16 protein-coding genes and 1 pseudogene are annotated in these 26,987 nt (G+C 40.1%); 14 read left to right on the top strand and 3 right to left on the bottom strand.

What is annotated here, in order from left to right:
- Positions 1-260 (bottom strand): annotated as a pseudogene (locus tag HDC92_RS24590) (ankyrin repeat domain-containing protein); the annotation flags it as partial.
- Positions 261-498: 238 nt separating this feature from the next.
- Entirely contained in the window at positions 499-963 is a 465-nt protein-coding gene (locus HDC92_RS24585) for a JAB domain-containing protein (RefSeq protein WP_183877533.1), read from the bottom strand.
- A gap of 529 nt (positions 964-1,492) precedes the next feature.
- Here HDC92_RS24585 and HDC92_RS24580 point away from each other — a divergent pair.
- Complete coding sequence (locus tag HDC92_RS24580; RefSeq protein ID WP_183877532.1) at positions 1,493-2,506, top strand: hypothetical protein; 1,014 nt, start codon at positions 1,493-1,495, stop codon at positions 2,504-2,506.
- A gap of 438 nt (positions 2,507-2,944) precedes the next feature.
- On the opposite strand, the gene HDC92_RS24575 is transcribed toward HDC92_RS24580, so the two are convergent.
- Positions 2,945-3,730, bottom strand: coding sequence for a PD-(D/E)XK nuclease family transposase (locus tag HDC92_RS24575; protein ID WP_183877531.1), 786 nt, complete (start codon positions 3,728-3,730; stop codon positions 2,945-2,947).
- A 301-nt stretch (positions 3,731-4,031) separates the two neighbouring features.
- Between HDC92_RS24575 and HDC92_RS24570 the strand changes: the two genes are divergently transcribed.
- The 13 genes from HDC92_RS24570 to HDC92_RS24510 all read left to right on the top strand — a co-directional run bounded on the left by HDC92_RS24570 (position 4,032) and on the right by HDC92_RS24510 (position 26,635).
- A complete protein-coding gene (locus HDC92_RS24570; RefSeq protein ID WP_183877530.1) occupies positions 4,032-4,610 on the top strand; it encodes an RNA polymerase sigma factor in 579 nt (192 codons plus the stop codon).
- A gap of 78 nt (positions 4,611-4,688) precedes the next feature.
- Entirely contained in the window at positions 4,689-5,816 is a 1,128-nt protein-coding gene (locus HDC92_RS24565; protein ID WP_183877529.1) for a FecR family protein, read from the top strand.
- Positions 5,817-6,030: 214 nt separating this feature from the next.
- Positions 6,031-9,483, top strand: a complete 3,453-nt coding sequence (locus HDC92_RS24560; protein WP_183877528.1) for a SusC/RagA family TonB-linked outer membrane protein — start codon at positions 6,031-6,033, stop codon at positions 9,481-9,483.
- Between the two features lie 22 nt (positions 9,484-9,505).
- Positions 9,506-10,882, top strand: coding sequence for a RagB/SusD family nutrient uptake outer membrane protein (locus HDC92_RS24555; RefSeq protein ID WP_183877527.1), 1,377 nt, complete (start codon positions 9,506-9,508; stop codon positions 10,880-10,882).
- 35 nt (positions 10,883-10,917) lie between these two features.
- Positions 10,918-13,413, top strand: a complete 2,496-nt coding sequence (locus tag HDC92_RS24550) for a zinc-dependent metalloprotease (protein WP_183877526.1) — start codon at positions 10,918-10,920, stop codon at positions 13,411-13,413.
- A 205-nt stretch (positions 13,414-13,618) separates the two neighbouring features.
- A complete protein-coding gene (locus HDC92_RS24545; protein ID WP_183877525.1) occupies positions 13,619-14,161 on the top strand; it encodes an RNA polymerase sigma factor in 543 nt (180 codons plus the stop codon).
- A 61-nt stretch (positions 14,162-14,222) separates the two neighbouring features.
- Positions 14,223-15,344 (top strand): FecR family protein, encoded by a 1,122-nt coding sequence (locus HDC92_RS24540; protein ID WP_183877524.1) that lies wholly within the window; start codon positions 14,223-14,225, stop codon positions 15,342-15,344.
- Positions 15,345-15,549: 205 nt separating this feature from the next.
- Entirely contained in the window at positions 15,550-19,020 is a 3,471-nt protein-coding gene (locus HDC92_RS24535; protein WP_183877523.1) for a SusC/RagA family TonB-linked outer membrane protein, read from the top strand.
- Positions 19,021-19,100: 80 nt separating this feature from the next.
- On the top strand, positions 19,101-20,474 hold the full coding sequence (locus tag HDC92_RS24530; RefSeq protein ID WP_183877522.1) for a RagB/SusD family nutrient uptake outer membrane protein: 1,374 nt from the start codon (positions 19,101-19,103) through the stop codon (positions 20,472-20,474).
- A 42-nt stretch (positions 20,475-20,516) separates the two neighbouring features.
- Complete coding sequence (locus HDC92_RS24525; protein WP_183877521.1) at positions 20,517-21,806, top strand: TlpA family protein disulfide reductase; 1,290 nt, start codon at positions 20,517-20,519, stop codon at positions 21,804-21,806.
- 400 nt (positions 21,807-22,206) lie between these two features.
- Positions 22,207-24,597: a TonB-dependent receptor gene (locus tag HDC92_RS24520; protein ID WP_183877520.1), complete on the top strand. Its 2,391-nt coding sequence runs from the start codon at positions 22,207-22,209 to the stop codon at positions 24,595-24,597.
- Positions 24,598-24,807: 210 nt separating this feature from the next.
- Entirely contained in the window at positions 24,808-25,542 is a 735-nt protein-coding gene (locus HDC92_RS24515) for an RNA polymerase sigma factor (RefSeq protein ID WP_183877519.1), read from the top strand.
- On the top strand, positions 25,487-26,635 hold the full coding sequence (locus tag HDC92_RS24510; protein WP_183877518.1) for a FecR family protein: 1,149 nt from the start codon (positions 25,487-25,489) through the stop codon (positions 26,633-26,635). Before HDC92_RS24515 ends, HDC92_RS24510 begins: the two co-directional genes overlap by 56 nt.
- Positions 26,636-26,987: the final 352 nt, after the last annotated feature.

Below are 26,987 nucleotides of genomic sequence, written 5' to 3'. Positions count from 1 at the left end.
TTTAGGATATTTTCAAGCTTGATTGCATCGTCCGCCAGAACCGCCAGCAAGGCTTCGTCTTCAAATTGGAGCCCCGCGTTTATAAATGCCTGTATACAAAAGTGAAATTTTGGCCCGCGGCTATACATTTCTACCATGGTGGTGAATAGGGGCAGGTTGTTCAGTACGTCATTCGGACTGCCTCCATTTTTGAAATAATGTTGGATACCGCTGACGTTGTGGGTTTCGATATCGATTAGGATTTGTGGATAGTCGGACATGTAGATTAAATATAATGGTTTGCACTATTAAAATTAATAAAATTTGGCATAATTAGCCATGATAAATAACTAATAAAATGCCACATTAAACCATCATATGGTACAAGCAAGAAGAAATATGATCTCCCTTAAATCATCCATATTTTGGGTCTGTAAAGTAAAATACGGATAGCACCTTTTTGTTAAGCCAATTCAGGATTACCAGATATTGATAAGACTTAAAAAAACAAATCAGGCCCTAATTTTCCAAATACGTAAGCAACCCATTATCCCTGTAGCTATAATACCCGTCAAACTCGATAACAATATGGTCTAAAAGTACCATACTGATGCCGTAGGCAGCAGTAATCAACCTGATGTTGTATAGCAGATCTGTACTGTTGGCCTGATAATAACCATCGGTATAGCTTACCAGCACCATAGATAAGCACTGGTGCTGCAAAGCAGTTTGCAACAGGTTTTTGATCTCGCCGAAACCTTCCCCTGCAGCACCCATTTTTTGGGTATGCTTTAAGGTACCTGAACCATCAAACAACATCAGCCAGTAACCGCTTTGCCCGGGGCCAATCACTTCTTTTGCCATTTTGCAGGTATGGTAACTGTTGCCTGGAATATATTGCCGGTTTAAAGAGTTTTTGCTGCGGTAATAAAAGTTTTCAGTATCGTGTAGCAGGTAGGCTGTTGGTGTAATTGAAGTGTACATGTTTTTATGAATTGGTTACTGTAAATATAAGCAATTCAAGCCGGCATAGCCAATATTTTTGCTAATATTTTTAGTAAATAATTTACAGATACAATGCCTTTTATCTTAATTTTGTTGCTGTTATGAAATTAAATGGGGAGCAGATAGCATCGTTTAACCCAATAAAGCAATAGCCATTTATGGCTATTGTCAGGTAAATATTTAGAATTGATCTTTAAATATTGATTGTGTTTATCAATGTAAGCCACAATCCCTATATGTTTAATTTTAAAAAAAGAAGATGAAAAGAGTAAAGTTTTTTTTCCCAGTTTTAACTATAATGTTTTTGGTTTCTTTCGTTCATAATTCTTGTAAAAAGCATTCAAAAAATGATGAATTGTTGTCTGGGAAATTGTCAGTTATTAATAACAGTAAATATTCAAATGCGACAAATGCTTTGCAGTCTGTGTATGTAAATAGCGAGGGCACCATAAAGCAATACTGTTATGGATCATTTAACTCAGATGGCACACCAAATAAAATTAAGCAGATGGTGATTAAGAAAATTGCGGTGGATACTTCTATTAATGTCTTTTTTGATGATGAACTGAGGGTGAAAACACTGTTCATTACGCATGGCAGCAGTAAACTGAATGCATTGGTAACTTTTGATTACAGTGTAAGTGGTAAAACAAAGGTGGCCGTATTTGATTATGATTTCAACTCAACTACTTCCAAATTAAGGGCCCAATTTACTTTGTCTAACACAGCAGTGGTTGGTAAATACATTGTAGAAAGCCAGACATCATATACTTCAATTGCCTCTGGAATTTTATTATTTTCAAATCTGATGTCGAGCTCTGGTAGCGGGACTTTCCTCAACCAGCTGATCCTTGCATCAACAGGATTGACACAACTGGAGTTGGCTAAGGTTGCGCTTACAACAACTGCGGGTTGTGTTATCGGGGCTGGTCCTTTAGGCTGCGCTATTGGTGGTGCTATTGGAATACTAGACATCTTAAAGAATCCGTCTAATGGCAATATAGATACAGGAAGCTCCTCAACAGATGTTAATACAACGGATGATTATAGGATAGACGTACCTCCGGCTAGTCCGGAAGCCCAAACAGAAAACACACAATTGCAGGATGATTCATTTTTCACCGGCGGGCTTTCCACGACCGGAAAAATTGCTTTTGGAGAAGGGAATTTTACAGTTGAATATACAAATGTCCATTTTGCAATAAAACTCAACAAGCAAAACCATCAGGTTATTGAGGCAGATGTGGATGCAACAATGAATGAAATAAAGGAGATCAAAACTAATCCGGTAGTTGGCTATCCCACAAATAATCATGGTTATTCATTGAAGAATTCTTCCATTAGCGGGCAAACTATCACCATAACCTTTAATCAGGACCCAATCAGTTTCCCTCAGAACAATGCTTCCTTTACAGGTACTATGACCGAAAATACAATTAATGGAACTTTAACCTTCAACAGAACAAGCAATGGATTGGCCTGTGTAATTAATATGAAGATGACATTAAAACTCATTTATTAAAATAAATTAATTGTGATGCCAATCACTGTATGAAATGATATTGGATGGTGAGAAATCGATTATTTTTCTTTTCCGGAAGGGAGGCTGGGCTAACAGAAAGATGTTATTGGGCTGCAGATACAAAGAGCCCGAAAACTTAATTTCCAGGCTCCCATTTTATAAAATATGTTAAAATTTACTACAAACTGCCAAGCGGGCTTAAAACATTGTTTACCTGCTTTCCAACCAATACCAAGATAACTTATTTAAGCCAGGTTAAATAGTTTGTTTTGTATTCATATTGTTCATTTTCAATTGATTATACTTTTTTCTAAAACTTCCCATAATCAGTGCGGTCTTTTTCTTCCTTCTCTTCCAGGAAGATTCGCTGGCCGATGTGCCAGTACAAGACGAACAGTTTCCAGGATGGATGTTCTGGGTTTTAGATGTGCAGGGTTTTTATTTTTGAAGGGACTGGATTTCTTCTTGACTTAAGCCTGTTGCTTCGGAAATGATGTTGAGATCAATATTCTTTGTTAATAAAGTTTTTGCAACTTCAACCGCTTTTTTGTGTTCGCCTTGTTGTAATCCTTGTTCCAGACCTTTTTTAGCCGCGTAATCCAGTACGTTTTTGTTATCCCACTTGCGCTTTAAACTTGAATTGTACATATCACGTTCCTCTGGTGTTAAACTGGCATAATTAGCCAGGGTAAATAACTGATCAAATTCTTTATCATAGAATATTATGCCAGTGTGCCTGTTAGCGAGACAGATATCCTGTACATATTCAGATTTTGGGCTATCTGGCAGGTTAAAGTCTTCTAAAAATGCAAGCAGATACACTTCAGTAAGCTTGTAAGCCCAGCCCTTTCTATCGCCTTTTGGAGCTTGTTCACTGATTGCTCTGGAGACATAAAATAGCGCCCGCTCTTTAAAATACTCCTGGTTGCCACGCTGGACTTCGATAATGAACTTGCTGCCGTTAACATCGGTACAATAAACATCAAACACAGCCCCACCTTCCTGGGCTATCTCACCGGGGAATTCATTTTTCCCGTATTCAATTTCAGTAATGTATTTTCTGCCTTTAAAGAGGTGGTTTAACAGACCTATCAGAATTGGTTTACTTTCTTCTGTGGCGAACAATCTTTTAAAGCTAAAGTCGACAAAGGCATCAATGAAAGTTGTAGGCTTAGGTTCTCTTTTTTGTTTTGGGTGTGCTGCAGTGCTGGTTTGTTCTTGCATTATTACTGGTTTAATTACACAGCAAAGCTACTCTGGTGAAAGTTGGGAAACCTAAGTTGGCCGAAAATCAGCTAAATTCACGGTTTTATGTAAGAATTGCCTAATAAAATATGTTTTGAGGCTTATATTGACAGGGGAGAACGGAATGTAATTTGGCAGAGCAAACAGTTTTTTAAATTTAGGTAGTAATAATTAAAACAGCTGCCCTGGATGGGGTGACTGTTTTTTGATATATTAATTCCGGATTAATGATTAATATTGGCTGTGTTTTTCCTTAACTTTAGAAAGGGATAAAAATATCATGGTTGCTTATAGCGTATATTCTGATCAGGAACTTGCTGCCTTGCTTAAAGGGGGAGATGCAACTGCATTTGAAGAAGTTTATAAAAGGTATTATGGTTTGCTGTATGTACATGCACACAAGCGGTTAAGAAATGAGGACGATGTTAAAGATGTACTGCAGGAGTTTTTTGCCTCTTTTTGGAACAACCACAAGCAATTAAACCTTACAGGAAAATTATCGGCCTATCTTTATTCGGCCATAAGGTATAAGATCATCAATTTGCTGCTGTATAAAAAAACGGAAAATAAATACCTGGATTCCCTGCAATGCTATATAGATGAGGATCATTTGCAGGCCGACCATCTGGTGAGGCAAAAGGAGCTTGCCAGGCTGATTGAAGATGGAATTGCAGCTTTACCGCCGGCCATGCGACATATTTTTGAACTCAGCAGAATTAAGCACCGTAGCCATAAAGAGATTGCCGAAGAACTGGGTATATCGGAACTCACTGTACGAACACAGGTAAAAAGGGCTTTAAGAATATTGCGTACAAAGCTTGGACTGTTTACCTATCTCCTTTTTTTAATTAAATATTAAAATTTCTTTCAGTTTCCTGTACCCCATACTCCATAAATGATTGACATAGTATTGGAAGGCACATAATAGTCTGGTACTATGGTTGAAAGAGACGCAAAAATATTAGCCGAAAAATATGAACGGGGCGAATGTACTGAAGAAGAACTGGCTTTAATTGAGGGCTGGTACCTGGCGTTGAAGGAAGAGCGGGTTGCACCCGATTATGAAAAAATTGAAACTTCAATGGATCAGGTATGGAGGGGGTTAAATGTTCAGGGCAAACCGCTTATTAAGCTTTGGCCGCGCTTAGTAGCAGCTGTTGCTGCGGTAGCAGTGGTTGTGTTTGGGGTATTCTTCTTTAAAGCTTATTACATGAGCAGCCGTCATCCAGAGGGAAGGGAAGCGACGAGGGATCTTTCCGCCAACGACATTGCCCCCGGTCGTAATGTAGCTAAGCTTAAACTGGCCAATGGCAGAGTGATTACCTTGAGTGATGCGAAGACCGGGCTGGTTGTTGTTGCTTCGAGTTTGAAGTACAACGATGGTAGTGCAATAGCACAGGGGGATCCAGGTCTTAGCTCACGTTCTGCAACGGGGCAGGCTGTTGATGAGGTGGTGATGAGCACCCCACGTGGTGGCACTTATCAAATTGTACTTCCGGATGGGAGCAAAGTATGGCTCAATGCCGCTTCATCCATTACATTCCCTTCAAGCTTTAGTAAATTGCCAAAACGAGTGGTTGAGCTGAGTGGCGAGGCCTACTTTGAAGTTTTTAAGAATAAAAATCAGCCTTTTATCGTAAAATCCAAAGGGCAGCAGGTAGAGGTTTTGGGTACGCATTTTAACATCAACAGTTATGCCGATGAAGGGAGTGTGAAGACTACCTTGTTAGAGGGCAGTGTAAATGTGAATGGTACGATCCTGAAACCTAACCAGCAGGCTGTATTAAACCATAACACCATAACGGTTGAACAAGCTGATGCAGCAGAAATAATGGCCTGGAAAGACGGCTTGTTTCGTTTTAACAATGAAAATATAGCAAGCATTATGCTGAAGCTTTCGCGTTGGTACAACATTGATGTGGTTTACCAGAACATACCAAAACCCGATGGTTTTACAGGTACAATCTCCCGCTTTAAAAATATCAGCCAGGTGCTGAAAATGCTCTCAGAAACAGAAAGTGTTAAATTTAAAGTAGAGGGAAGGAGGGTAACCGTTATTCAGTAGCACCTACAAAAGCTGCCCATAAAAAAGCCAGAACTCCGTTAGCGCGGAACCCTGGCCAAATCTGGAAGCACAATTATTATTAAAACAATCAACTAAACGCGAAAGCCCTGCAATCTGGAAAATCTAGGGGCTACGCAACCAAACTTAAAAACAAATGTATAAAATTTACACCAAAAGGCGGTGCCTTCCGGGTATGGCCAAAATACTGATGATAATGAGGTTAACCACCTTTATATTGATCGTAACCATAATGCAGGTGAGTGCAGCTGGCTTTGCACAGAAAGTGTCATTGTCTGAAAAAAATGTACCCATACGCAAAGTACTTGAAAAGATAAGAATACAAACGGGCTACGACTTTTTGTTTGCCAACAAGACCATTAAATACCTTAAATCCATTACTATACAGGTAAAAGATGCTGAACTACCGGATGTACTGGACGAGTTGTTTAAAGGGCAAGCTTTAGCCTATAAAATTGAGGATAAGAGCGTAATCATTAAGCCTAAATCGCCTTCCTTTCTGGAACGCCTGGCTGATCGCTGGGCTGCTATTGATGTTAGGGGGGTGGTTACGGATTCGATGGGTAAGCCGCTGCAGGGGGCAACGGTAAAAGTGAAGGGGAGTACTATTCAGGTAAATACCAATGCGCAGGGCGAGTTTTTTATCTCTGATGTAGCGGAAACGGCTGTTCTTGTCATTTCTTATACTGGTTATAAAACCAGGGAAATCAGGGCCTCTAAGGAAGTTGGGCCCATCAAGTTGGAAATTGTAGTCAGTGAACTCACTGAGGTTACCATTTCAACCGGTTATCAGAAACTCTCTAAGGAGCGGTTTGTAGGTTCGGCTGTGATGCTTGATAGTACTGCCTATAGCCGCCGTGCTGGTATGGGTATACTCGAAAGGCTGGACGGGACGGTATCTGGTGTTTTATTTGACAGAAAAGGTGGCCCACCAATACAAATAAGGGGAATTAGTACATTGGGAATGCAATCTAACGGAAGCGCCTTTGCTCCGCTGATTATTGTAGATAATTTTCCATATGCAGGTGAATTAACTAACCTGAACCCAAATGATATTAAGGATATTACCGTTTTGAAGGATGCAGCGGCAGCATCCATTTGGGGATCGAGGGGGGCAAATGGAGTGATTGTTATCACCACCAAAAGAGGAAGATATAATCAGTCGCTAAGTATATCTGCGTCTTCGAATGTAAGCATCCAGGAAAAAACAAATCTTTTTTATCAACCCAAAATAAGCAATGCAGATCTGATTGGTGTAGAGCAATTTTTGTTTAATGAAGGATATTATGATAGTGATCTGAGCAATAATTTTGAACGCCCGGTAGTATCTCCGGCCATTGAATGGCTGGCAAAAGAAAAAGAAGGGGCGATTTCGCAGGAAAAGCTGACTGAAGAATTGAACAAATTGAAATCGGCTGATTACAGGAGAGACCTGAACAAATATATCTATCGGAATGTAATTCAGCAGCAACAACAGTTGAGTATAAGTGGTGGCAGCCCTGTGATGAATTACCTGCTTTCGGCTGGATTTAATCAAAATAGTTCTACCATAAAAGGCAGTAAAGGGAATTATCAATATACCCTGAACTCGGTAAATACATTGAGACCTTTTAAGAATTTTGAAGTTGAGGTAGGAATTAATCTGGGACAAAGGTCTCAGCAAGATATAAATGGCTCCCTATCTTTTGTGGTGCCGTCGATTTATCCGTATGCCCAACTGTTTGATGGTAGGGGAAACCAATTGGCCTTGCCAGTTGCGATTAGGCAAAGTTACATTGATACCGCAGGTCATGGTCAGTTACTGGACTGGAATTACAGGCCGTTGGAGGAAATATCCAGGAGCGACAACAACAATACGACGCTTTCCGCTATCCTGAATTTAGGTCTTAGTTATCAGCTAACCGACTGGTTAAAAATAGAAACGAGATATCAATATCAAAAAGTAAAGGGTGATTTGCGTAACTATTACAGTCAGGATAGTTATTATGCGAGAGATATGATCAATAAGTACAGTCAGTTTGTGGATGGAATGTTGATCAGAAATCTTCCTATGGGTGGTATCTTAGATGTCGGAAATACCAATTCTCTAAGCAATAATTTTAGGGCACAGGTGAATATTAACAAGGAATTTTCTGAGAAACATCAATTGACGGCAATTATTGCCGGGGAAATTTCTGGCAATAAAGGCACATACAGTTCCAATAGGTTTTATGGATATAACGATGACATTTCTACTTATGCTACAGGACTTAATTATGAAGCTGAGTATCCTGCTTATGATAATTTAACTGGAAATTTGCGTATTGGTCAGGGTGCGAGGGTTGGAGAGGATCCAGTAGCCCGGTTTGTTTCGATCTTATCTAATATTAACTATACATATGACGACAAGTATACTTTTTATTTAAGCGGAAGGAGAGATGGTGCTAATGTATTTGGTGCAAGAACTAATAATAAATGGAAACCATTATGGTCTGCGGGGGGTAGTTGGGATATTTCCAGGGAGGCCTTCTATCATTTGCAATGGCTGCCTGCACTAAGGTTGAAAGCTTCTTACGGTTATATGGGGAATGTAGACAATTTGCGATCGGCACTGGCATCCATGCTATATAGCGACCCGGCAGAATATACCAGACTCCCTACTGCTGTCCTCGTTAGCCCGCCAAATCCGGATTTGCGATGGGAAGAAGTAGGAATGGCGAACATAGGAGTTGATTTTAGTGCTTTGAACAATAGGATATCCGGAAGTGTGGAATGGTTCCGGAAGAAATCGAACGATGTTATCGCTCCAACACCAGTAGACCCAACAAGCGGAGTGAATGAATTTGTGGTTAATGTGGCAAGCTTAAAAGGCAAAGGAGTGGATATCACGCTAAACTCAAGAAATACTACCGGCTTGATAAAATGGGGAAGCAGTGTGGGCTTAAGTTATAATAAAACAATTGTGACCAGATATTATAATGGTGGATTTAAAGCAAGTGAATTTATTGAATACGGGATAAACCCGGTTGAAGGACAACTGGCATGGGGAATTTCCAGCTATCGATTTGCGGGTTTAGATCCGTTAAATGGGGATCCTCAGGGCATTTTGAACGGAGAAGTAAGTAAGGATTATTCGGCAATATTTAACGATTCGTTACGCAACCAGGTATTTCATGGTTCTTCACTGCCATTATATTCAGGATTCTTTTCAAATATCATTTCCTGGAAAAATATATCCATTTCCTCGAATATTACTTATCGGCTGCAATATTATTTCAGGAAAACAAGTATCAATTATGCCAGTCTGTTTAAAAGCTGGGATGGTCATCCAGATTTTTATAACCGCTGGCAAAAGCCCGGAGATGAAGCGCATACTATTGTTCCGTCTATGGTTTATCCTTATGATACAAACCGTGATGCGTTCTTCGCAAACTCTGAAGCTAATGTTAAACGTGGGGATCATATCAGGTTACAGGATGTGAGGATTCAATATACTTTGACAAAGGGAAATAAACCGCTTTTTTTCAATAACCTTCAATGCTATCTGTATGTCAACAATTTAAATATCATCTTATGGCGCAAAGACAAATCGATTGTTGACCCGGATTATTCCAGATCCAATACCCCTCAGTCAAAATCATGGACCTTCGGTTTAAATTTTAATTTTTAATTGGAACCTCAAAATTACATTTATGTGTTACCTCAATATAAATAAGATTAAAGTGCTGTTTTTAATAGGCATATTATCTATACCTCTTGTTTCCTGCAAAAAGTACCTGGATGAAAAAGCTGTTAAAAGTTTAGTAGTTCCACGTACGTTGGATGATTTACAGGCATTGTTAGATCTACACGATTATATGAATAAGCGTGGACCTCATATCACTGAGCTAATTGCCGATAATTACTATATGAAAACAGCTGATTTCCTGTCAAGGGACCTGGACTTAAGACAACAATATCTTTGGGATCCGAACGCTGCAACCATTGGTGCATGGAATTTGGGCTATCAGCAACCGGTTTATTATGCCAATGTTGTGCTGGATGTTTTGCCGGAGATTAACCCCTCGGAAAATGACAAAGCCAGATACAATGCCATCAAGGGCTCAGCTCTTTTTTACAGGGCATTTGCTTTTCAACGGCTTTCTGATCTGTTTTGCAAGCCTTATTCTACGAGTGCTAACAGTGATCCTGGTATTGTACTTCGCTTGTCTGCAGCAATTGAAGATAAGTCTGTGCGCTCAACAGTTCAGCAGACTTATGACCAGATCATCAATGATTTGAAGCTGGCAGCTGAATTATTGCCGGAAGTTTCACTTTTTCCTACCCGGCCTAATAAAGCTGCAGTGTATGGTGTGCTTGCCAGGACTTATCTGACGATGCGGGATTATGTAAATGCAGGACATTATGCGGATCTGTATCTGCAGAAATATAACAGCCTGATCGATTTTAATACCTTATTTCCTTTAAAGAACCCTCCTTTTGAGCGGTTCAATAAGGAGACGATTTATTATAGTGTACCAACATTCACTAATTTTTTAGCAAGCGCAAGAGCGAGGATAGATAGTACACTATATAAATCATATGCTGATAATGATTTGAGAAAGGTTGTTTACTACCAAGCAAACACCGGTGTGAATGCGGGTACTTATGGTTTTAGGGGAAGTTATGAAGGTACTACTCCTTCAACGTGTTTTGACGGTATTGCGACTGATGAAATGTATTTTATAAGATCGGAATGTTTTGCCAGATCGGGTCAAACAGTTGCAGCACTAGATGATTTGAATATGGTTTTGAGTACCCGATGGAAAACTGGTTTTTTTACACCATTCACTGTATCGAATGCTGATGAGGCGCTTCGTATAATACTGACAGAAAGACGGAAGGAATTGGTTTACCGGGGACTGAGGTGGTCGGACATTAGAAGGTTAAATCTGGAAGGAGCCAATATCACGCTAACCAGGATCATCAATAATGTAACGTACACACTTCCGCCAAATGATTTGCGAAGTGTACTCCTGATTCCTCCTACGGTGATTAGTATGACCGGAGTAGAGCAAAACCCCAGGTGATTCATCTGGACTAATAAATAATTAATATAAAACTTATGATTAAGAAATTAAAACAGTTTTTCTTTACAATACCCTTGTGCGTAATTTTTTTAATGGTTTTTTCAGGACCGGGCTATGGGCAGAAGGTAAAAACAGATACGGCTTTGAAGAAAATACCGGGGGCACCAATACCCTACGACAGTTTAATTACTACGAAAGCAATTACCTCCAAGGGCTTATTTAAGGTTCATCATATAGAAAAGGACTATTATTTTGAAATTCCTGATTCTTTATTGGGAAGGGACATTTTAATGGTAAGCAGAATTGCCAAATCTGGTGTTGGATCCAAAGCATGGGGATATGGTTATCCAGGCGACCAGCTGAGCGAAAGTGTTATCCGGTTCTCCAAAAATGAAAACAACAAAATATATCTAAGCAGTGTGTCCTTTGCCGAAGTGTCAAAGGACAGTACAGAGAATGGTTTGTATAGGTCTGTCCAAAATTCGACCATACCCCCCATTATTGCCAGCTTTGATATTGCTGCGTTCAGTCCTGATTCAGGTGTGGTACTCAAGTTCACCGATTATATCAATGGTGAAGGCCTGCTGTTTGTGGGAGTAAACGACGGGCGCTCTACTTTACCCATTTCTACCTTACAGCCTGATAAATCTTACATTAAGTATGTAAAAGCGTTTCCACTAAATGTGGAGGTTAGAACTGTTAAAACATACAATCGTACAGGTTCCAATATCGCGAACTTCAATACCTATGAATTTAATAGTTCGTTGGTATTGCTTCCTAAAAAGCCTATGAAGCCAAGGCTTTCTGATCCGAGAATTGGTTATTTTAAGGCGCAAACGACCGATTATGATGTAGATCCGCAAGGTGTGGCCATAAGAAATGTTTCTATGATTGCCCGCTGGAGAATTCAACCAAAGGCTAAGGATGTAGATAAATATTTGCGTGGAGAATTGGTAGAGCCCGAAAAGCCAATTGTTTTTTATATTGATCCAACAACACCAAAAAAATGGGTCCCTTATTTAATGGAGGGCGTGAACGACTGGCAAAAAGCTTTTGAAAAAGCCGGATTCAAAAATGCCATCTATGCACTTGAAACCCCAAAAAATGACCCAACCTTTAGTCTGGAAGATGCCCGGCATAATGTAATTGTCTATAAGCCCTCGGTAGTACAAAATGCAATGGGACCACACGTACATGACCCAAGAAGTGGTGAAATTTTAGAAACTCATGTAAGCTGGTATCACAATGTGATGCAATTGCTGCATGACTGGTATTTTATTCAGGCGGGACCTATTGATCCCAGGGCCAGAAATAAGGAACTGGATGATGAGCTAATGGGGCAACTCATCAGGTTTGTGTCTTCTCATGAAATAGGGCATACCCTGGGACTAACACACAATTTTGGTTCTAGTTCTACAGTACCTGTGGACAGTTTGCGAAACAAGAAATGGGTTGAAAAACATGGTCATACACCATCTATCATGGATTATGCAAGGTTCAATTATGTAGCCCAGCCAGAGGACAGCATATCAGAAAGCGGTATATTTCCACGAATTGGTGAGTACGATGAATGGGCTATTGAATGGGGGTATAAATGGTTTCCGGATACATTTAAAACACCTGATGAAGAAAAAGCCTTTTTTAAACGCTGGATTGTTAGACGGTTGTATGAAAACAAACGGCTTTACTTTGGAAATGAGGGTGCCACTAATGATCCACGCAGCCAGTCTGAGGATTTGGGAGACAATGCGATGCTGGCTGGCAGCTATGGAATAAAAAATTTGAAACGGGTGATGGAGCAGCTTGTTCTGTGGACCAATGATAAGGATGAAGATTATGCCTACCTGGCCAGAATGTATAAAGGAACTTGTGAACAATTTAAACGCTACTTGTTTCATGTAGCTACCAATATTGGAGGCTTTAAACGAGACTACAAAACCTCCAGTGATTCAAGTGCTGTAGTTAGCTATACAGAAATTGAAAAGCAGCAGCAGGCAGTATTGTTTCTGAACAAAGAATTGTTTGCTACGCCTTTTTGGATCATGAACAAAGAGGTTTATGGCTTAACAGGTGAAGGTGGGGTATATGATCTCGTATATCTGCAGAGATCGGTGCTGGAAAAGGTACTTTCCTACAACACCATAGGAATTTTGCTGTGGTCTGAAACCTATCAACCTGATAGGGCCTATACGATCAACCAGTTGTTGCAGGATCTCCGAAAGGGCATATTTGAAGAATTAAATAGCGGTAGGACCATTGATCTGTTCCGGAGAAATCTACAAAAAGTATATGTAAACCAATTGATATCCTTGTTAAACAAGCCACAGGGAACAACTCAGATTTTAACGGATGCTTTTTATGATGCAAGTTTTATGACTGACAGCCGGTCTATTGTGAAAAATGAAATTAAAGACCTTGCAAATGCTATTGCCAAATCAGCTATTATGAAAAGAGGAGACCATCTGAGCCAAATGCATTTAATTGATTTAAAAGAAAGATTAGATGAAGCTTTGAAGTCGAAGAGTTTGTAATTAACGCTTATGATGAAACGCACGCTATAATTAAAACAGCTGCCCCGGATGGGGTGGCTGTTTTTATAAAAATCGTTGCTTTAATCCGGATGGATTACAGCGTGGTTTTTGTATATGCCGGAGATTAATTAAGTTAGCTGCGTTATTTGTATATTGGTATGGGGAAATTATCGTGAAAGATGATCAAAAATTAAGCGATTCAGATTTGGCCAGGCTATTTCGGTCTGGCAATGAGGCCGTTTATGAAGTTATCTATGATCGTTACTGGCAGCTTCTATTTAGGTTTTCCCGCAAATTACTACAAGATGAAGCGGCAGCTCAGGATGTGGTACAGGAAGTGTTTACGATATTTTGGCTGAAGAAGGGGGATTTTGACGTTAAAACACCATTGGCCGCCCATCTTTACACCCTTACAAAAAACAAGATCCTGGATATTGTTAAACATACTAAAGTTGAAACCAGATATCTTGAACACCTGCAACAGGTGATGCAATTTGGGGAATCAATGCCTGATCAAGTTTACATTGAAAAAGAACTATACGATCAGATTGAAAGGGAGATTCAAAATTTACCGGAGAAGATGCGGATTATTTTTGAAATGAGCAGGAAGCAATATAAGACAAACCAGCAAATTGCTGATGAATTGGGTATTTCACAGCAGACGGTAAAAAATCAGGTTAGTAATGCCATCCGCGCCCTTAAAGGTAAATTTGGAGATTCGCTAAATACCTTTTTAATTTTTTTTTAGTTCCGCCTGGTACTTTGAGCTGAGTTGGTCGTTAAACCAGTAATTAAGCCAGGGGCATAAGATGGAACAGGACTACTCAAAAGAAAGAGCACTATTAGAAAAATTTAACAAGGGACTTACAACTCCGCATGAAAATGCGCAGGTGAACCATGCTTTTAATGAATTTGCAAAGTCAGCCTCAGACAGTTACTCCAATACCGGAGCAGACAAGATCAGGGATGAAATATGGGCTAAACTTCCGCCTTCAGCAAGAAGACCTTCTACGCTCATTAAAAGAATATGGCCTCCGATTGCAGTTGTGGCTGCTGCAGTAACAGCAATTGTTTTTGGAATCTGGTTTTATAAAGCGCCTGGTCATGCTGAATTTATTTCAGCATCTCAAGACATTGCCCCCGGCCGTAATACCGCTACACTTAGACTGGCCAATGGTAAGGTGATTGCCTTGAGTGATGTGAAAACCGGGCTGGTGGTTGATGCGGGTAGTTTGAGGTACAACGATGGCACTGCAATAGCACAGGGGGATACAGGCCTTAGCCCCCGTTCTGCAACGGGGCAGGCTGTTGATGAGGTGGTGATGAGCACCCCACGTGGTGGCACCTATCAAATTGTACTTCCGGATGGAAGCAAGGTATGGCTCAATGCCGCTTCGTCCATTAAATTCCCTTCAAGCTTCAGTAAATTACCAAAACGTAGCGTTGAATTAAGCGGGGAGGCCTACTTTGAAGTTTTTAAGAATCAAAATCAGCCTTTTATAGTAAAATCCAAAGGGCAGCAGGTTGAGGTTTTGGGTACGCATTTTAACATCTATAGTTATGCGGACGAGGGAAGCGTGAAGACTACTTTGTTAGAGGGCAGTGTAAATGTGAATGGTACGATCCTGAAACCCAACCAGCAAGCTGTATTAAACCATAACACCATAAAGGTTGAACAAGCTGATGCAGCAGCTGCAGTGGCCTGGAAAAATGGTTATTTCCGGTTTAATGATGAAAACATAGCAAGCGTGATGCAAAAGCTGTCAAGATGGTATGATATTGAAGTGCAATACCAGGACAGCATCTCTGATGAACGTTATTATGGCGAAATTTCCAGGTTTAAAAATATCAGCCAGGTGCTGAAAATGTTAGAAAGGACCCATGCCATTCATTTTAAAGTAGAAGGGAGGCGTGTAATTGTTATGAGATAAAATTTTACATAAAAAAAGCCAGGCACTTTTTAACAGGCACCTGACTTTATCCGGCCATTTTAATAATTAAAATTATCAACTAAGCGGCTGCCTGCCAATCTTCGAAAATTACAAGGCATCCGTAACAACCGAAAACCAAATGTACAGTTTTTACACAAAAAAGCTATGGACGCCACCGCGTACCTTAGTTAAACTTCTGTTGATTATGCGGCTAACCACCATCATATTGATCACAGCTATATTGCAGGTTAGTGCAGGCTCTTATGCACAAAAAATAACCCTGTCGGAAAATAACGCCCCCTTAATCCAGGTTTTAAGCAAAATCAGGAGTCAAAGCGGTTATGATTTTTTGTTTACCAGATCTATACTTAAAGATGCCAAAATGGTAACTATTAAGGTTGAAAACAAGGAACTGGATGAGGTTTTAAAAACAATATTTAGCACGCAACCTCTGCAGTATTCAATTGAAGACAAATCTGTTGTGATAGAAAAGAAAATACCCGGCTTTCTGGAACGCCTGGCCGATAGCTGGGCTGCTATTGATGTGCGTGGGGTGGTTACGGATTCGCTGGGTAAGCCGCTGCCGGGGGCAACGGTGAAGGTAAAAGGAGGCAATACCCAGGTAAATACCAATGCGCAGGGCGAGTTTTATATGGCAAATGTGGATGAAAATGCGGTGCTGCTGATCAGTTATGTGGGCTATGAGCGCAGGGAGCTGAAGGCGGAGAAGGATCTGGGGATGATCAGAATGGTGATGGCCAATGCGGAGCTGGAGGAGGTGAATGTGGCCAGTACAGGATACCAGAAAGTGAAACCGAATGAAGTAACGGGGTCATTGGTGGTCATAGACAACAATGCATTAAACCAGCAGGTGGGGACCAATATCCTGAAACGTTTAAACGGTATGACCACAGGGGTAATGTTTGATACGAAATCGTTATCACCGCAAAAGAAATTAAATATATCGATTAGGGGACTAAGCACAATCAATGGGCCGCTGGATCCCTTGGTTGTGCTGGATGGGTTTATTTACGAAGGTGATATTAACAACATTAACCCAAATGTGGTAGAAAATATTACGATACTAAAAGATGCGGCTGCGGCTGCTATCTGGGGTGCAAGGGCGGGGAACGGTGTGATTGTGATGACCACAAAAAAGGGGAATTTTAATCAGGCTTTGCAGGTAAGTATAAATGCCAATGTAATTGTCAATTCCAAGCCTGATCTTTTTTATCTGCCCCAGACGGCATCCGGCGATTATATTGATTTTGAGCAATTTCTGTATGCAAAAGGTTTCTATAACAGCCGGTTCTCCAATACATCCAGGCCTCCGCTGTCCCCAGCAGTGGAAATTTTTCGTAAAGCTACTTTGAAGCAAATTTCACCAGCAGATTCTTTGGCGCAAATTAATGCGCTAAAAGGGATAGACATCAGGGATGAATACAACAAATATTTTTATACAAACGCCATCACCCAGCAATATGGCCTCAATTTAAGGGGAGGAACAAGTAATAATGCTTTTAGTATGTTTTTGGGGTATGATAGAAATTTAAATGAACTGCATGCCCAATCTGATAAGTTGAATATGAAAGTCGAGAACGTATTTAAACCTATGGATAAATTGCAGCTAACGACCAGCGTTTATTATACAAAAAGTAACAACAAATCAGGCAGACCCGCTTATAACAATACCACCATAGATGGAAAAAGGGTGCCGTATTTAAGATTTAAAGACGATAACGGGAACCCGCTGCCGGTTGCGGTCAACATACGGGAATTGTATACCGATACTGTTGGGAAGGGGAAATTATTGAACTGGAAGTATTATCCCACCGAAGAATACAAGCACAATACCACGGTAACTGATTTAGATGAACTCTACGCAAGGTTCGGCCTAGATTATAAACTGTTTAGTTTTTTAAGCATTGATCTAAGTTACCAGTACCAAAAGCAAGATATAGAAAAAAAACAGCTGCAAACTTTGGAAAGCTATGCCGCAAGAAATTTAATTAACCTATATACCAACTTGTCACAGTCTGCCACATTATTGCGTAACCCCGTTCCTATAGGGGGTATTAAAACCAATACAGATAATGCGGTCGAGTCACAAACAGCAAGGGCCCAGCTAAACATTAACCATTTGAGAAATAACCATTCGATTGTGGGGATATTAGGGGCCGAGGTAAGGGAGCTGCATAGTTTCGGGGACAATAATACGGTATATGGTTATAACCAGGACCCATTGTCTTTTGTAAACGTGGATTTTACAAAAACCTACAGGACCAGTATAAATGGCATCAGCAGGTTAATTCCAGGGGCGCCGGTACAATTTCCGGACATTAAGAACCGGTTTGTGTCAGTTTATACCAACTTTGCTTATACTTTAAACCGAAAGTATATTTTCTCGGCCAGTGCCAGGCGGGACGGATCAAATATTTTCGGGGCAAATACCAATGACCGTTGGAAACCATTGTGGTCTGCAGGGGTGGCCTGGAACGTTTCGAACGAGAAATTTTATAATACCGAAATCCTTCCGGTTTTAAGGATCAGGGCTACCTATGGGTATAGCGGAAATGTGGATTTAAGCAAATCGGCCCTGCCTATTGCAGGATTTATTTCAAATAATTCAGATTCCGGCTTCCCTGTAGCACGTATGGGGGCATTAAATGACCCTGAATTAAGATGGGAGAAAGTACGGACAATAAATGCCGGTGTTGATTTTTCGTTTAAGGGTGAGTTTTTAAAAGGATCCGTAGATTATTATCATAAGGTGGGCAGTGACCTGTACGGATTGACGCCCCTGGATTATACCACTTTCGGTTTAAATAATATGATAACAAAAAATGTGGCCAATATGGAAGGGCATGGGGTCGAGCTTGCCTTGGGCAGCCTTAATATAAACAGAGGGATTAGATGGAGGACTGATCTTTATTTGACCTTTAAAGATGAAAAGACCACCCATTACTATACGGAAGAGGCGAAAAATGTGCGTAACATTCTTGGTGGCGGCCGTATAATTACTCCTGTAATCGGACAGGCATTGTATGCGATAGCTGCCTATAAATGGGCTGGGCTTGATGCTGCTGGTAATCCTCAGGGCTATTTAAACGGGGCAAAAAGTACAGATTACCTGGCTATTGCCGAGGAAGGGATGAATAAAGGACTGGACGGAAATATTGTTTTAAAAGGATCGGCAATAGCTACTGTGTTAGGCTCGCTCATTAATTCATTTAGTTATAGAAATTTTTCGGTTGCTGTAAACATCTCTTTTATGGGCGGCTATTATTTTAAAAAATCAACACTTTCTTACGGTGACCTGATCAATGGAAACGGGCATAGCGATTATGCCAAAAGATGGCAAAGCCCTGGTGATGAATTGAAAACGAATGTGCCATCATTTATTTATCCGAATAATTCAAACAGGGATAGTTTTTATGATTTAGCGGAAATTAATGTTTTAAAGGGAGACCATATCCGGTTGCAGTATATCAACTTTGAATATTTGATGAAGAAGAAGCTTTTCAGGAAGAGTGGGCCCCAAGGGTTAACTTTTTTCTTTAATGCAGCAAATCTGGGTATCCTCTGGAGGGCCAATAAAGAAGGAATTGATCCTGAATACCCGGCAGTACTACGGCCATTGAAATCGTGGTCTTTTGGATTTAGAACTGGTTTTTAAGCTAAATTTTATGATGCGGTCATGATCGCTTATAAGATCTGGACAGCATTATTAGAAATGAAAAAGAAAATATGAAAACGATGAAAAATAGATTAATCAATAAAATAGCCGGGATATTGATCATGACTTGTTTGTTGGGACCGGCAGTTTCATGTAAAAAATATCTGGAGGAAAAATCAAATAATTCATTGGTCGTGCCCACAACTATTGCCGATTTACAAGCATTATTAGACGATGGGTATATCATGAACACGTCCACACCAATGTATGCGGAGACTGTTTCGGATAATTATTTTGCCACTGATGATATGCTGAATTCGCAGGACGAGGTGAACAGAAATGCTTATTGCTGGCTGCCTGTAAAATATACCTTTCAAAATGACTGGTCGGCCGCCTACACGGTGGTTTATAATTCAAACCTATGTTTGGAAAGAATAGAGCAAGTGGAAAGAAACGGGTATAATGAAAGCGATTGGAACAATGTTAAAGGATCGGCTTTGTTTTTCAGGGCTTATAGTTTCCTGAATTTAGCCTGGACTTATGCAAAAGCTTACGACCCAAATACCTATCAAACTGATTTGGGTATTGTTTTAAGGCTTGGATCAAACTTTAATGTTAAATCTCAAAGGGCGAATGTTAAAGATTCGTACGACCAAATTATTGCGGACGCCAAAAATGCAGTTAAATATCTTCCCGACCAGCCAAAACATGTATTGCGGCCATCAAGGGCCGCAGCTTATGGTTTATTGGCCAGGGCTTATCTTTCAATGGGTAAAGCGGATAGTTCATTAAAATATTCGAATTTATGTTTAGGGATAAAAAATACTTTGATGGATTATAACAATCCCAGTCAGGTCAATATAAATAACAGTTATCCCTTCAGCAAGTTTAATGCTGAAACTGTTTTTTATACTGAAGCCAGGAGTTATAGCTTGTATATTCAATACAATGGACTGGCCTTGGCAGATACCACCTTATTCGCCAGTTATGCTGATCATGACCTGAGGAAAAAAGCATATTTTGAACCCAACGGAAATTATCAAAATTTTAACGGACACTATTCAAATAATGATGAGTTTTTTACGGGGATTGCTACCGATGAAATGTATCTCACCAGGGCAGAATCATACGCGCGAATTGGGTTGAAGGACCAGGCGCTGGCCGATTTGAATACCTTATTGTTGAAAAGATGGGACAACACATTTTCGCCTTTTACCGCTCCCACATCAAATGATGCATTAAAAATTGTTTTGACGGAAAGGAGGAAGGAACTGTTAAACCGTGGGTTAAGGTGGATGGATATTAAGAGATTAAATAAAGAAAACGCGGATATCATTCCCAAAAGGGTGTTTATGGGACAATCATTTACTTTATCTCCGAACGGTGACAGATATGCCCTGCCTTTGCCAACTGATATTGTTGAATTAGGGGTTACCCAAAATCCAGGCTGGTAAAAGCCCCGTTAAAATTACAATATTTAAATGTTCAAGAACCATATGAAACTATTAATGACTTTTATGGTAGTATATGGTATACTGCTAAATGGAACTGCCTATGGCCAAAAAGACGGCATTAAGGCTTTATCGGTAGGAGACCATGTGCCGGATATTGTATTTGAAAATGTATTGAATTACAAAAGCAAAAAGGTAAAACTATCCGATTTTAAAGGGAAACTGGTGATACTGGATATGTGGAGTGTTTATTGTTCCTCTTGTATTGATGCCTTTCCCAAAATGGAGGCCTTGCAAAAGACTTTTGATAAACAGGTCCAAATACTCTTAGTAAATCCACATGACCCTAAATATGATCCGCAAGAAAAAATAGTTGCTACGCTTGAAAAGTTTAAATCAAGGACTGGGTTTTATCCCAGTCTTCCCATTCCAATCCATGATGCCGTGTTGAATAATTATTTCCCACATCAGTCGGTGCCCCATTATGTATGGATCGATGGAAACAGAACTGTAGTTGCCATCACGGATATTTATGAGGTGACAAGTTTAAATATTAAAAAACTGCTGGAAGGTTCAAGCACGGGGATGCCCATTAATAATGAACAAGTTTTTGATAAAACAAAACCACTGCTGGTGGGGTACAATGGCGGAGATGACGGTGGTTTTATTTACCGGGCCATGTTTAGCAGCTATATTGGGGGGATTGGAACACGAAGTGGGGTGAGGTTAAACGAAAAAAAGGAAATTATTGGCGCTTTTAGAATAAACCAGCCATTAAGGGTTTTAATCAATGAAGCTTATTATGATATTATAAATGGCTTACCGGAGAACAGAGTGATTTTAAAGGTGAAAAACCCTGATAAATATGGATTCAGGTACGGCTCCGCTTATAGCTATTGTTATGATTTATCCATAGCGCCAACAGCGGTAGCTTCATTTAATTTTGGTGATCATCTAAAGAATGATTTAAAGCGGTATTTCAATGTATCGGCAAGTAAGGAGAAACGAACACTTTTATGCTATGTTTTAAATAATAAAAGCAATATCACAGGCTCGCTGACCAAATTCAATAAACAGATGTTAGATCTTGAAGATAATAGTATAAAAAAATATATCCATAGCTATTCTGTAGCAGAGGTTTTATCCTTTATGGACCGTCTGAATAAGCCGTTAATTGATGAAACTGGTGTTTCAGGGCAAAAAATAGATGTTGATTTTCCAGATCATTTTGATATGAAAAACGAAAAGGCAGTGATAGAAGTGTTGAAAAAGGCGGGCTTTGAAATCAAAGAAGAAGAAAGGGAAATAGAAGTGGTGGTGATTACTGACAAATAATAGTTTTTTAAATTTAGGTAGTAATAATTAAAACAGCTGCCCTGGATGGGGTGGCTGTTTTTTAATAGATGCTCAGGGTTTTTATTTTTGAAGGGCCTGGATTTCTTCTTTTGAAAGTTTGGTAGGCTTAATGATTTCTTCTATTGGGTATTTGTTAACCCATTATCCCGGTAGCTAGGCAGCAGTAATCAACCTGATATTGTATAGCAGATCCGTACTGTTGGCCTGATAATAACCATCAATATAGCTTGCCATCACCATAGATAAGCATTCGTGCTGCAGAAGATAGCTGTTCTATCTCAACTGATTAATTTTTTATTTAGAATTGTTTTAAATAATTTGGTAACTGGGTTGATGTTATATAGATTTGCATTAATTAGAATTAATCTAAATAATGTATATGAAAAGAAAACTACAATACGCTCTATTGTCTATTTTGATTGCACTTAGTACTGCTACATTAGCCCAGGAGGGTATAATCAAAGGGAAAGTACTAACTTCCGAAGGGAAGCCCGCTCAAAATATATCGGTACAACTGCTGGGAAAGAAGCAGGGGGCCTCTACCGATAATAAGGGTGCTTATCAAGTTGACAAGGTAAAACCAGGGGATTATATCATTAAGGTTTCGGCTGTTGGTTTAAATCCGCTGCAAAAAAACGTTAGTATTAGTGCTGATGAAGTTGTGGAGCTTAATTTTAGCCTCACTGAAAGTTATGCTCAGCTACAGGAAGTAATTATTGGGGGCGGCCGAACCAATAAATTCTCCAGGTCTGCAAGCGTTACGGTTGCCAAAATCCCTTTAAAAGATTTGGAAAACCCTCAGGTATATACCTCTGTGAGCAAGGAATTGATCCTTGATCAGATGATTGTAACCTATTCTGATGCGCTAAAGAACGTACCTGGTGTCATCCTGCAATTGCAGAACAATGGAAACGGACCAGGTGGTACGGTTGCCATGCGGGGTTTTACGGGTGCTTCTTATTTAAGAAATGGGGTGCCGGGGATGACAGTTGGCTATATTGATCCGGTAAACCTGGAAAGTCTGGAAGCTATAAAAGGTCCCTCTGGTACATTATTTGGCAGCAGCTTAACTTCTTTTGGTGGTTTGTTTAACCGGGTAACGAAGAAGCCGCATGATGTTTTTGAGGGAACAGCTGCTTATTCGGTAGGCAGTTATGGCTTGAACAGGGTTACAGCTGATGTAAATGTCCCTTTAAATGCGGATAAAACTTTGCTATTTAGGGTATCTGGTGCCAAACATTATGAAGGCAGTTTCCAGGATGCGGGTTTTATGGGATACACCTTTGTGGCTCCATCCTTAACGTATAAGCTGAGTGACCGCCTGACAATTTTTCTGGATGGGGAGTACATGAAAGGTAAAAATAATGGTTTTTATCGCTTGTTTGCAGATGCCTCTAATGCTACCGGTGTACATACACCTGCTGAGCTTAACTTTGATTTTAAACGCAGGTTTGTAGGAGATGATATGGAAACTTTTGTAACTACCGGTAATTTTTATGCCCAGGCAGATTATGAAATGGGTAAAGGCTGGAAATCGCAGACAAATTTCTCTTATTCTGGCACCGATGCTAACGGTGCTTCGGCTTATTTGAGTATGGCGCCAGGTAACCTTTTACTTACCCGAAACGCAACTTTATCTTTGTACAGCAAAAATGCAATGATTGATTTACAGCAGAATTTTACCAGCGAGTTTAAAATTGCTGAACTGCGCAACAGGTTGCTGGTTGGGTTGGATTTTATGCGTACGGAGACCCGGGCGAGCAGCTCATTTGTGGCTTTTGACCAGATTGATGCCATCAATCCTACGGCAGCAGCATATGCTCAGCTGACCAAGATTGCATTGACAGACCGTGTTAAAGGGACTACGCCCAACCGGACCCGCTCTTCGCAAGGCACCTATAGTGCTTATGTGCAGGATGTGCTGGATATTACCAGTGGATTGATAGCCTTGCTAAGTTTGCGCATAGATCGTTTTGAAAACAGGGGAACATTTAACCTAAATTCACGTTTAACAACTGGTAAATATGACCAGACAGCCTTTGCCCCCAAGTTTGGCCTGGTTTACCAGCCTATAAAGGATAAACTGTCTGTATTTGCGAACTATATGAACGGTTTTCAGAATGTTGCTCCTGTAACCCAGCCCGACCAAAGCATCAGTACTTTTAAACCCAGACAGGCCAATCAGACTGAAGGAGGTGTAAAGTTAAACTTGCTGGATGGGAAGCTGACCAGTACCATGAGTTATTACTATATTAAAGTAAACAATACCGTGCGGATAGATCCGGACCGCCCAGGGTTTAGCATACAAAACGGTAACCAGCTAAGCAAAGGATTTGAGGCTGAGGCCGTATTTAATCCTATACCTGGTTTTAACCTGGTAGCTGGTTATGCTTATAATGACAGCAAATACTTAAAAGCTTCGGCTAGTGTGGATGGTTTGCGTCCGGAAAGTGCCGGACCAAAAACAATGGTGAATGGCTGGGTAAGTTATCGCGTGGGTGAGGGTGTTTTAAGAGGTTTTGGTTTGGGTTTGGGTGGTAATTATGCAAGCAGCAACATTACGGCTATTAGTACAACGAGCTTATTTACTTTACCGGCTTATACAGTTATCAATGCTTCTTTAAGTTATGATCAGCAAAAATACAGGGTAGGGCTTAAGGCCAATAACCTGAACAATGAAAATTATTTTATTGGCTGGGGAACTACAATTCCGCAAATGCCCAGAAATTTTATCGCTGAGTTTGCACTCAAATTTGGCGGGGTTAAATAACAGAAGGCTTAAATTACTTTAATTAAGATACTGTCTTAATGAAATAATAGAATTATTTTCTTTTAAAAACAGGCTTTGAGGTTTATTCAAAGCCTGTTTTGTTGCTAAGTGCTTGAGTGTCAAAAGTACACCATTTGGTTTATTCGGGTAAAAATGTATAGAATTGCATTAATTATTCGTAACTTATACTAGGGTTTAAATAACAGGGAAATGAGTGCTTACAGCACATACACTGATCAGGAACTAACTGCTTTCTTAAAGGGCGGAGATGGTATGGCTTATACCGAAATTTATAATCGTTTTTGGGCAGTATTGTTTCGTCATGCAAGGAAAATGCTGTACGACGACAATGAAGCCGCGGATGTTATTCAGGATGTGTTTACTACACTTTGGCAAAAAGCTCCTGATTTGGTTATTAATACCAGCTTATCTGCTTATTTATATACCACTGTAAGGCACAAAATATTTACGCTGATTACTCGGAGTAAACTTAAAGCTGCGCACTTAAACTCATTGGCTGATTTTATTGAGCAGGGCATAAGTTCTACAGACGAATACATTCAATTAAAGGAACTGGCAGAAAGCATTGAAACCGAAATTAACTCGCTTCCTAAAAAAATGCGGGAAATTTTTGAGCTCAGTAGAAGAGAAGAATTGTCCTATCAGGAAATTGCTGATAAACTGGATATTACAGACCATACAGTACGTAAACAGATGAGTAATGCGCTAAAAATATTGAAGGCTAAAATCCATTTGTTTTTTACGCTTGCCTTATTAATTAACACTGAAGAACAGTTACCGGAAAATTATTTAACATTTTTTTCAGATAAATCTTACACTAACTTAACGCTCGTCAGTCATAACCATATCAGCAATAATGTAAGCAGATATGAAAGACCAACAAGCGGAACAACTGATCCAAAAATATACAAGTGGCCAATGTAGTCCTGAAGAAGTTGCATTGCTGCATACCTGGTATAACCAGCGCAGTAAAAACCTGAGGGATGAGCTGCCGGAACCAGATTATGTTTATTGGCAAAAACAAATTGGCAACAGGTTGCCACAGTTAGTTAAACCAAAAGCAATTAAACTATGGCCACGTATTGCAATTGCTGCCGCTGCGGTAGCAGCCATTGTGTTTGGCGTGTTCTTTTTTAAAGCACCAAATAATCCTAAACCTGGTTCAGGTTCTGCAAACTATACTAACGACATTGCCCCGGGTAAAAACACCGCAACCCTTACCCTTGCCAATGGTAAAACCATACTCCTAAGCGATGTTAAAACCGGGGTAATTGTTGCAGGGAACAGTTTGAGATATAATGACAACACAGTCATCTCGACCGAAGGGAGAGATCTCTCGTCGCTTCGCTCTGTCGAGATGACGAGTTTAAGCACCCCACGTGGCGGCATGTACCAGATCACCTTGCCCGATGGCAGCCGGGCCTGGCTAAACGCTGACACAAAAATTTCTTTCCCTTCACAATTTATTGGTAAGGAACGCAAAATTTTGATAATAAATGGAGAGGTGTATTTTGAGGTGGCTAAAAATAAGGAAAAGCCTTTTATAGTAGTAGCGGATCAACAAGAAGTAGAGGTACTGGGTACGCACTTTAACATTAGTGCTTACAAGGATGAAGCGGGTGTAAAGACAACGCTGTTAGAAGGGAGTGTGAAAGTATCCTTACTTAGTGGGAAGCGTAGCGATGACCGGACAGTAATATTAAAACCCAACCAACAATCTACTGTCACGGGTAGCTCCGGGATAAGTGTAAAGGATGTTGATGCAGACGAGGCTGTTGCCTGGCAGAAAGGTTACTTCCTGTTTGCCAATGAAGATATTAAAACCATTATGCGTAAGGTAGCCAGATGGTATGATGTAGATGTTGTATACGAAGGTAATGTAGATAACATGGCGTTGGGTGGTACAGTATCCAAATTCAGTAATGTATCTAAGATATTGGCTATGCTACAGGAAACCGGTGCTGTAAAGTTCAAAATAGAAGGTAGAAAGGTAATTGTGAGCGTAAATAATCCATAGGATCATCGAGGACTAACCAACCTCATAACAATATAGTCAAAAACAACCAAACTAAAAAAAGCTAACATGACAAGAGAACTACGAAAGAGAAGTTAACAGAAATCAGGTAACAAAAAGAAGCCGAATAGTGCTCGATACACTACCCGGCAAGATTTGAGTTAACCTTTCCCAATTAAGGGATAAACAATTTGTGATAACCATTTAGTATCAACTCAAACCAACCACAAAGGTAATGCTGTGCCACGCACTAAACAAAGGAAAAAGTTTAAAAGCTTTTAAGGCGATGGAGGAAGGCCCTCCGCGCGCGTTGACAGACAACGCGAGTAAACCACTTACTGGTGCTGTATTTCGA

It is taken from the genome of Pedobacter sp. AK017, from assembly GCF_014200825.1.
GTDB lineage: Bacteria > Bacteroidota > Bacteroidia > Sphingobacteriales > Sphingobacteriaceae > Pedobacter > Pedobacter heparinus.
This window is presented reverse-complemented; position numbering and strand designations above follow the sequence as displayed.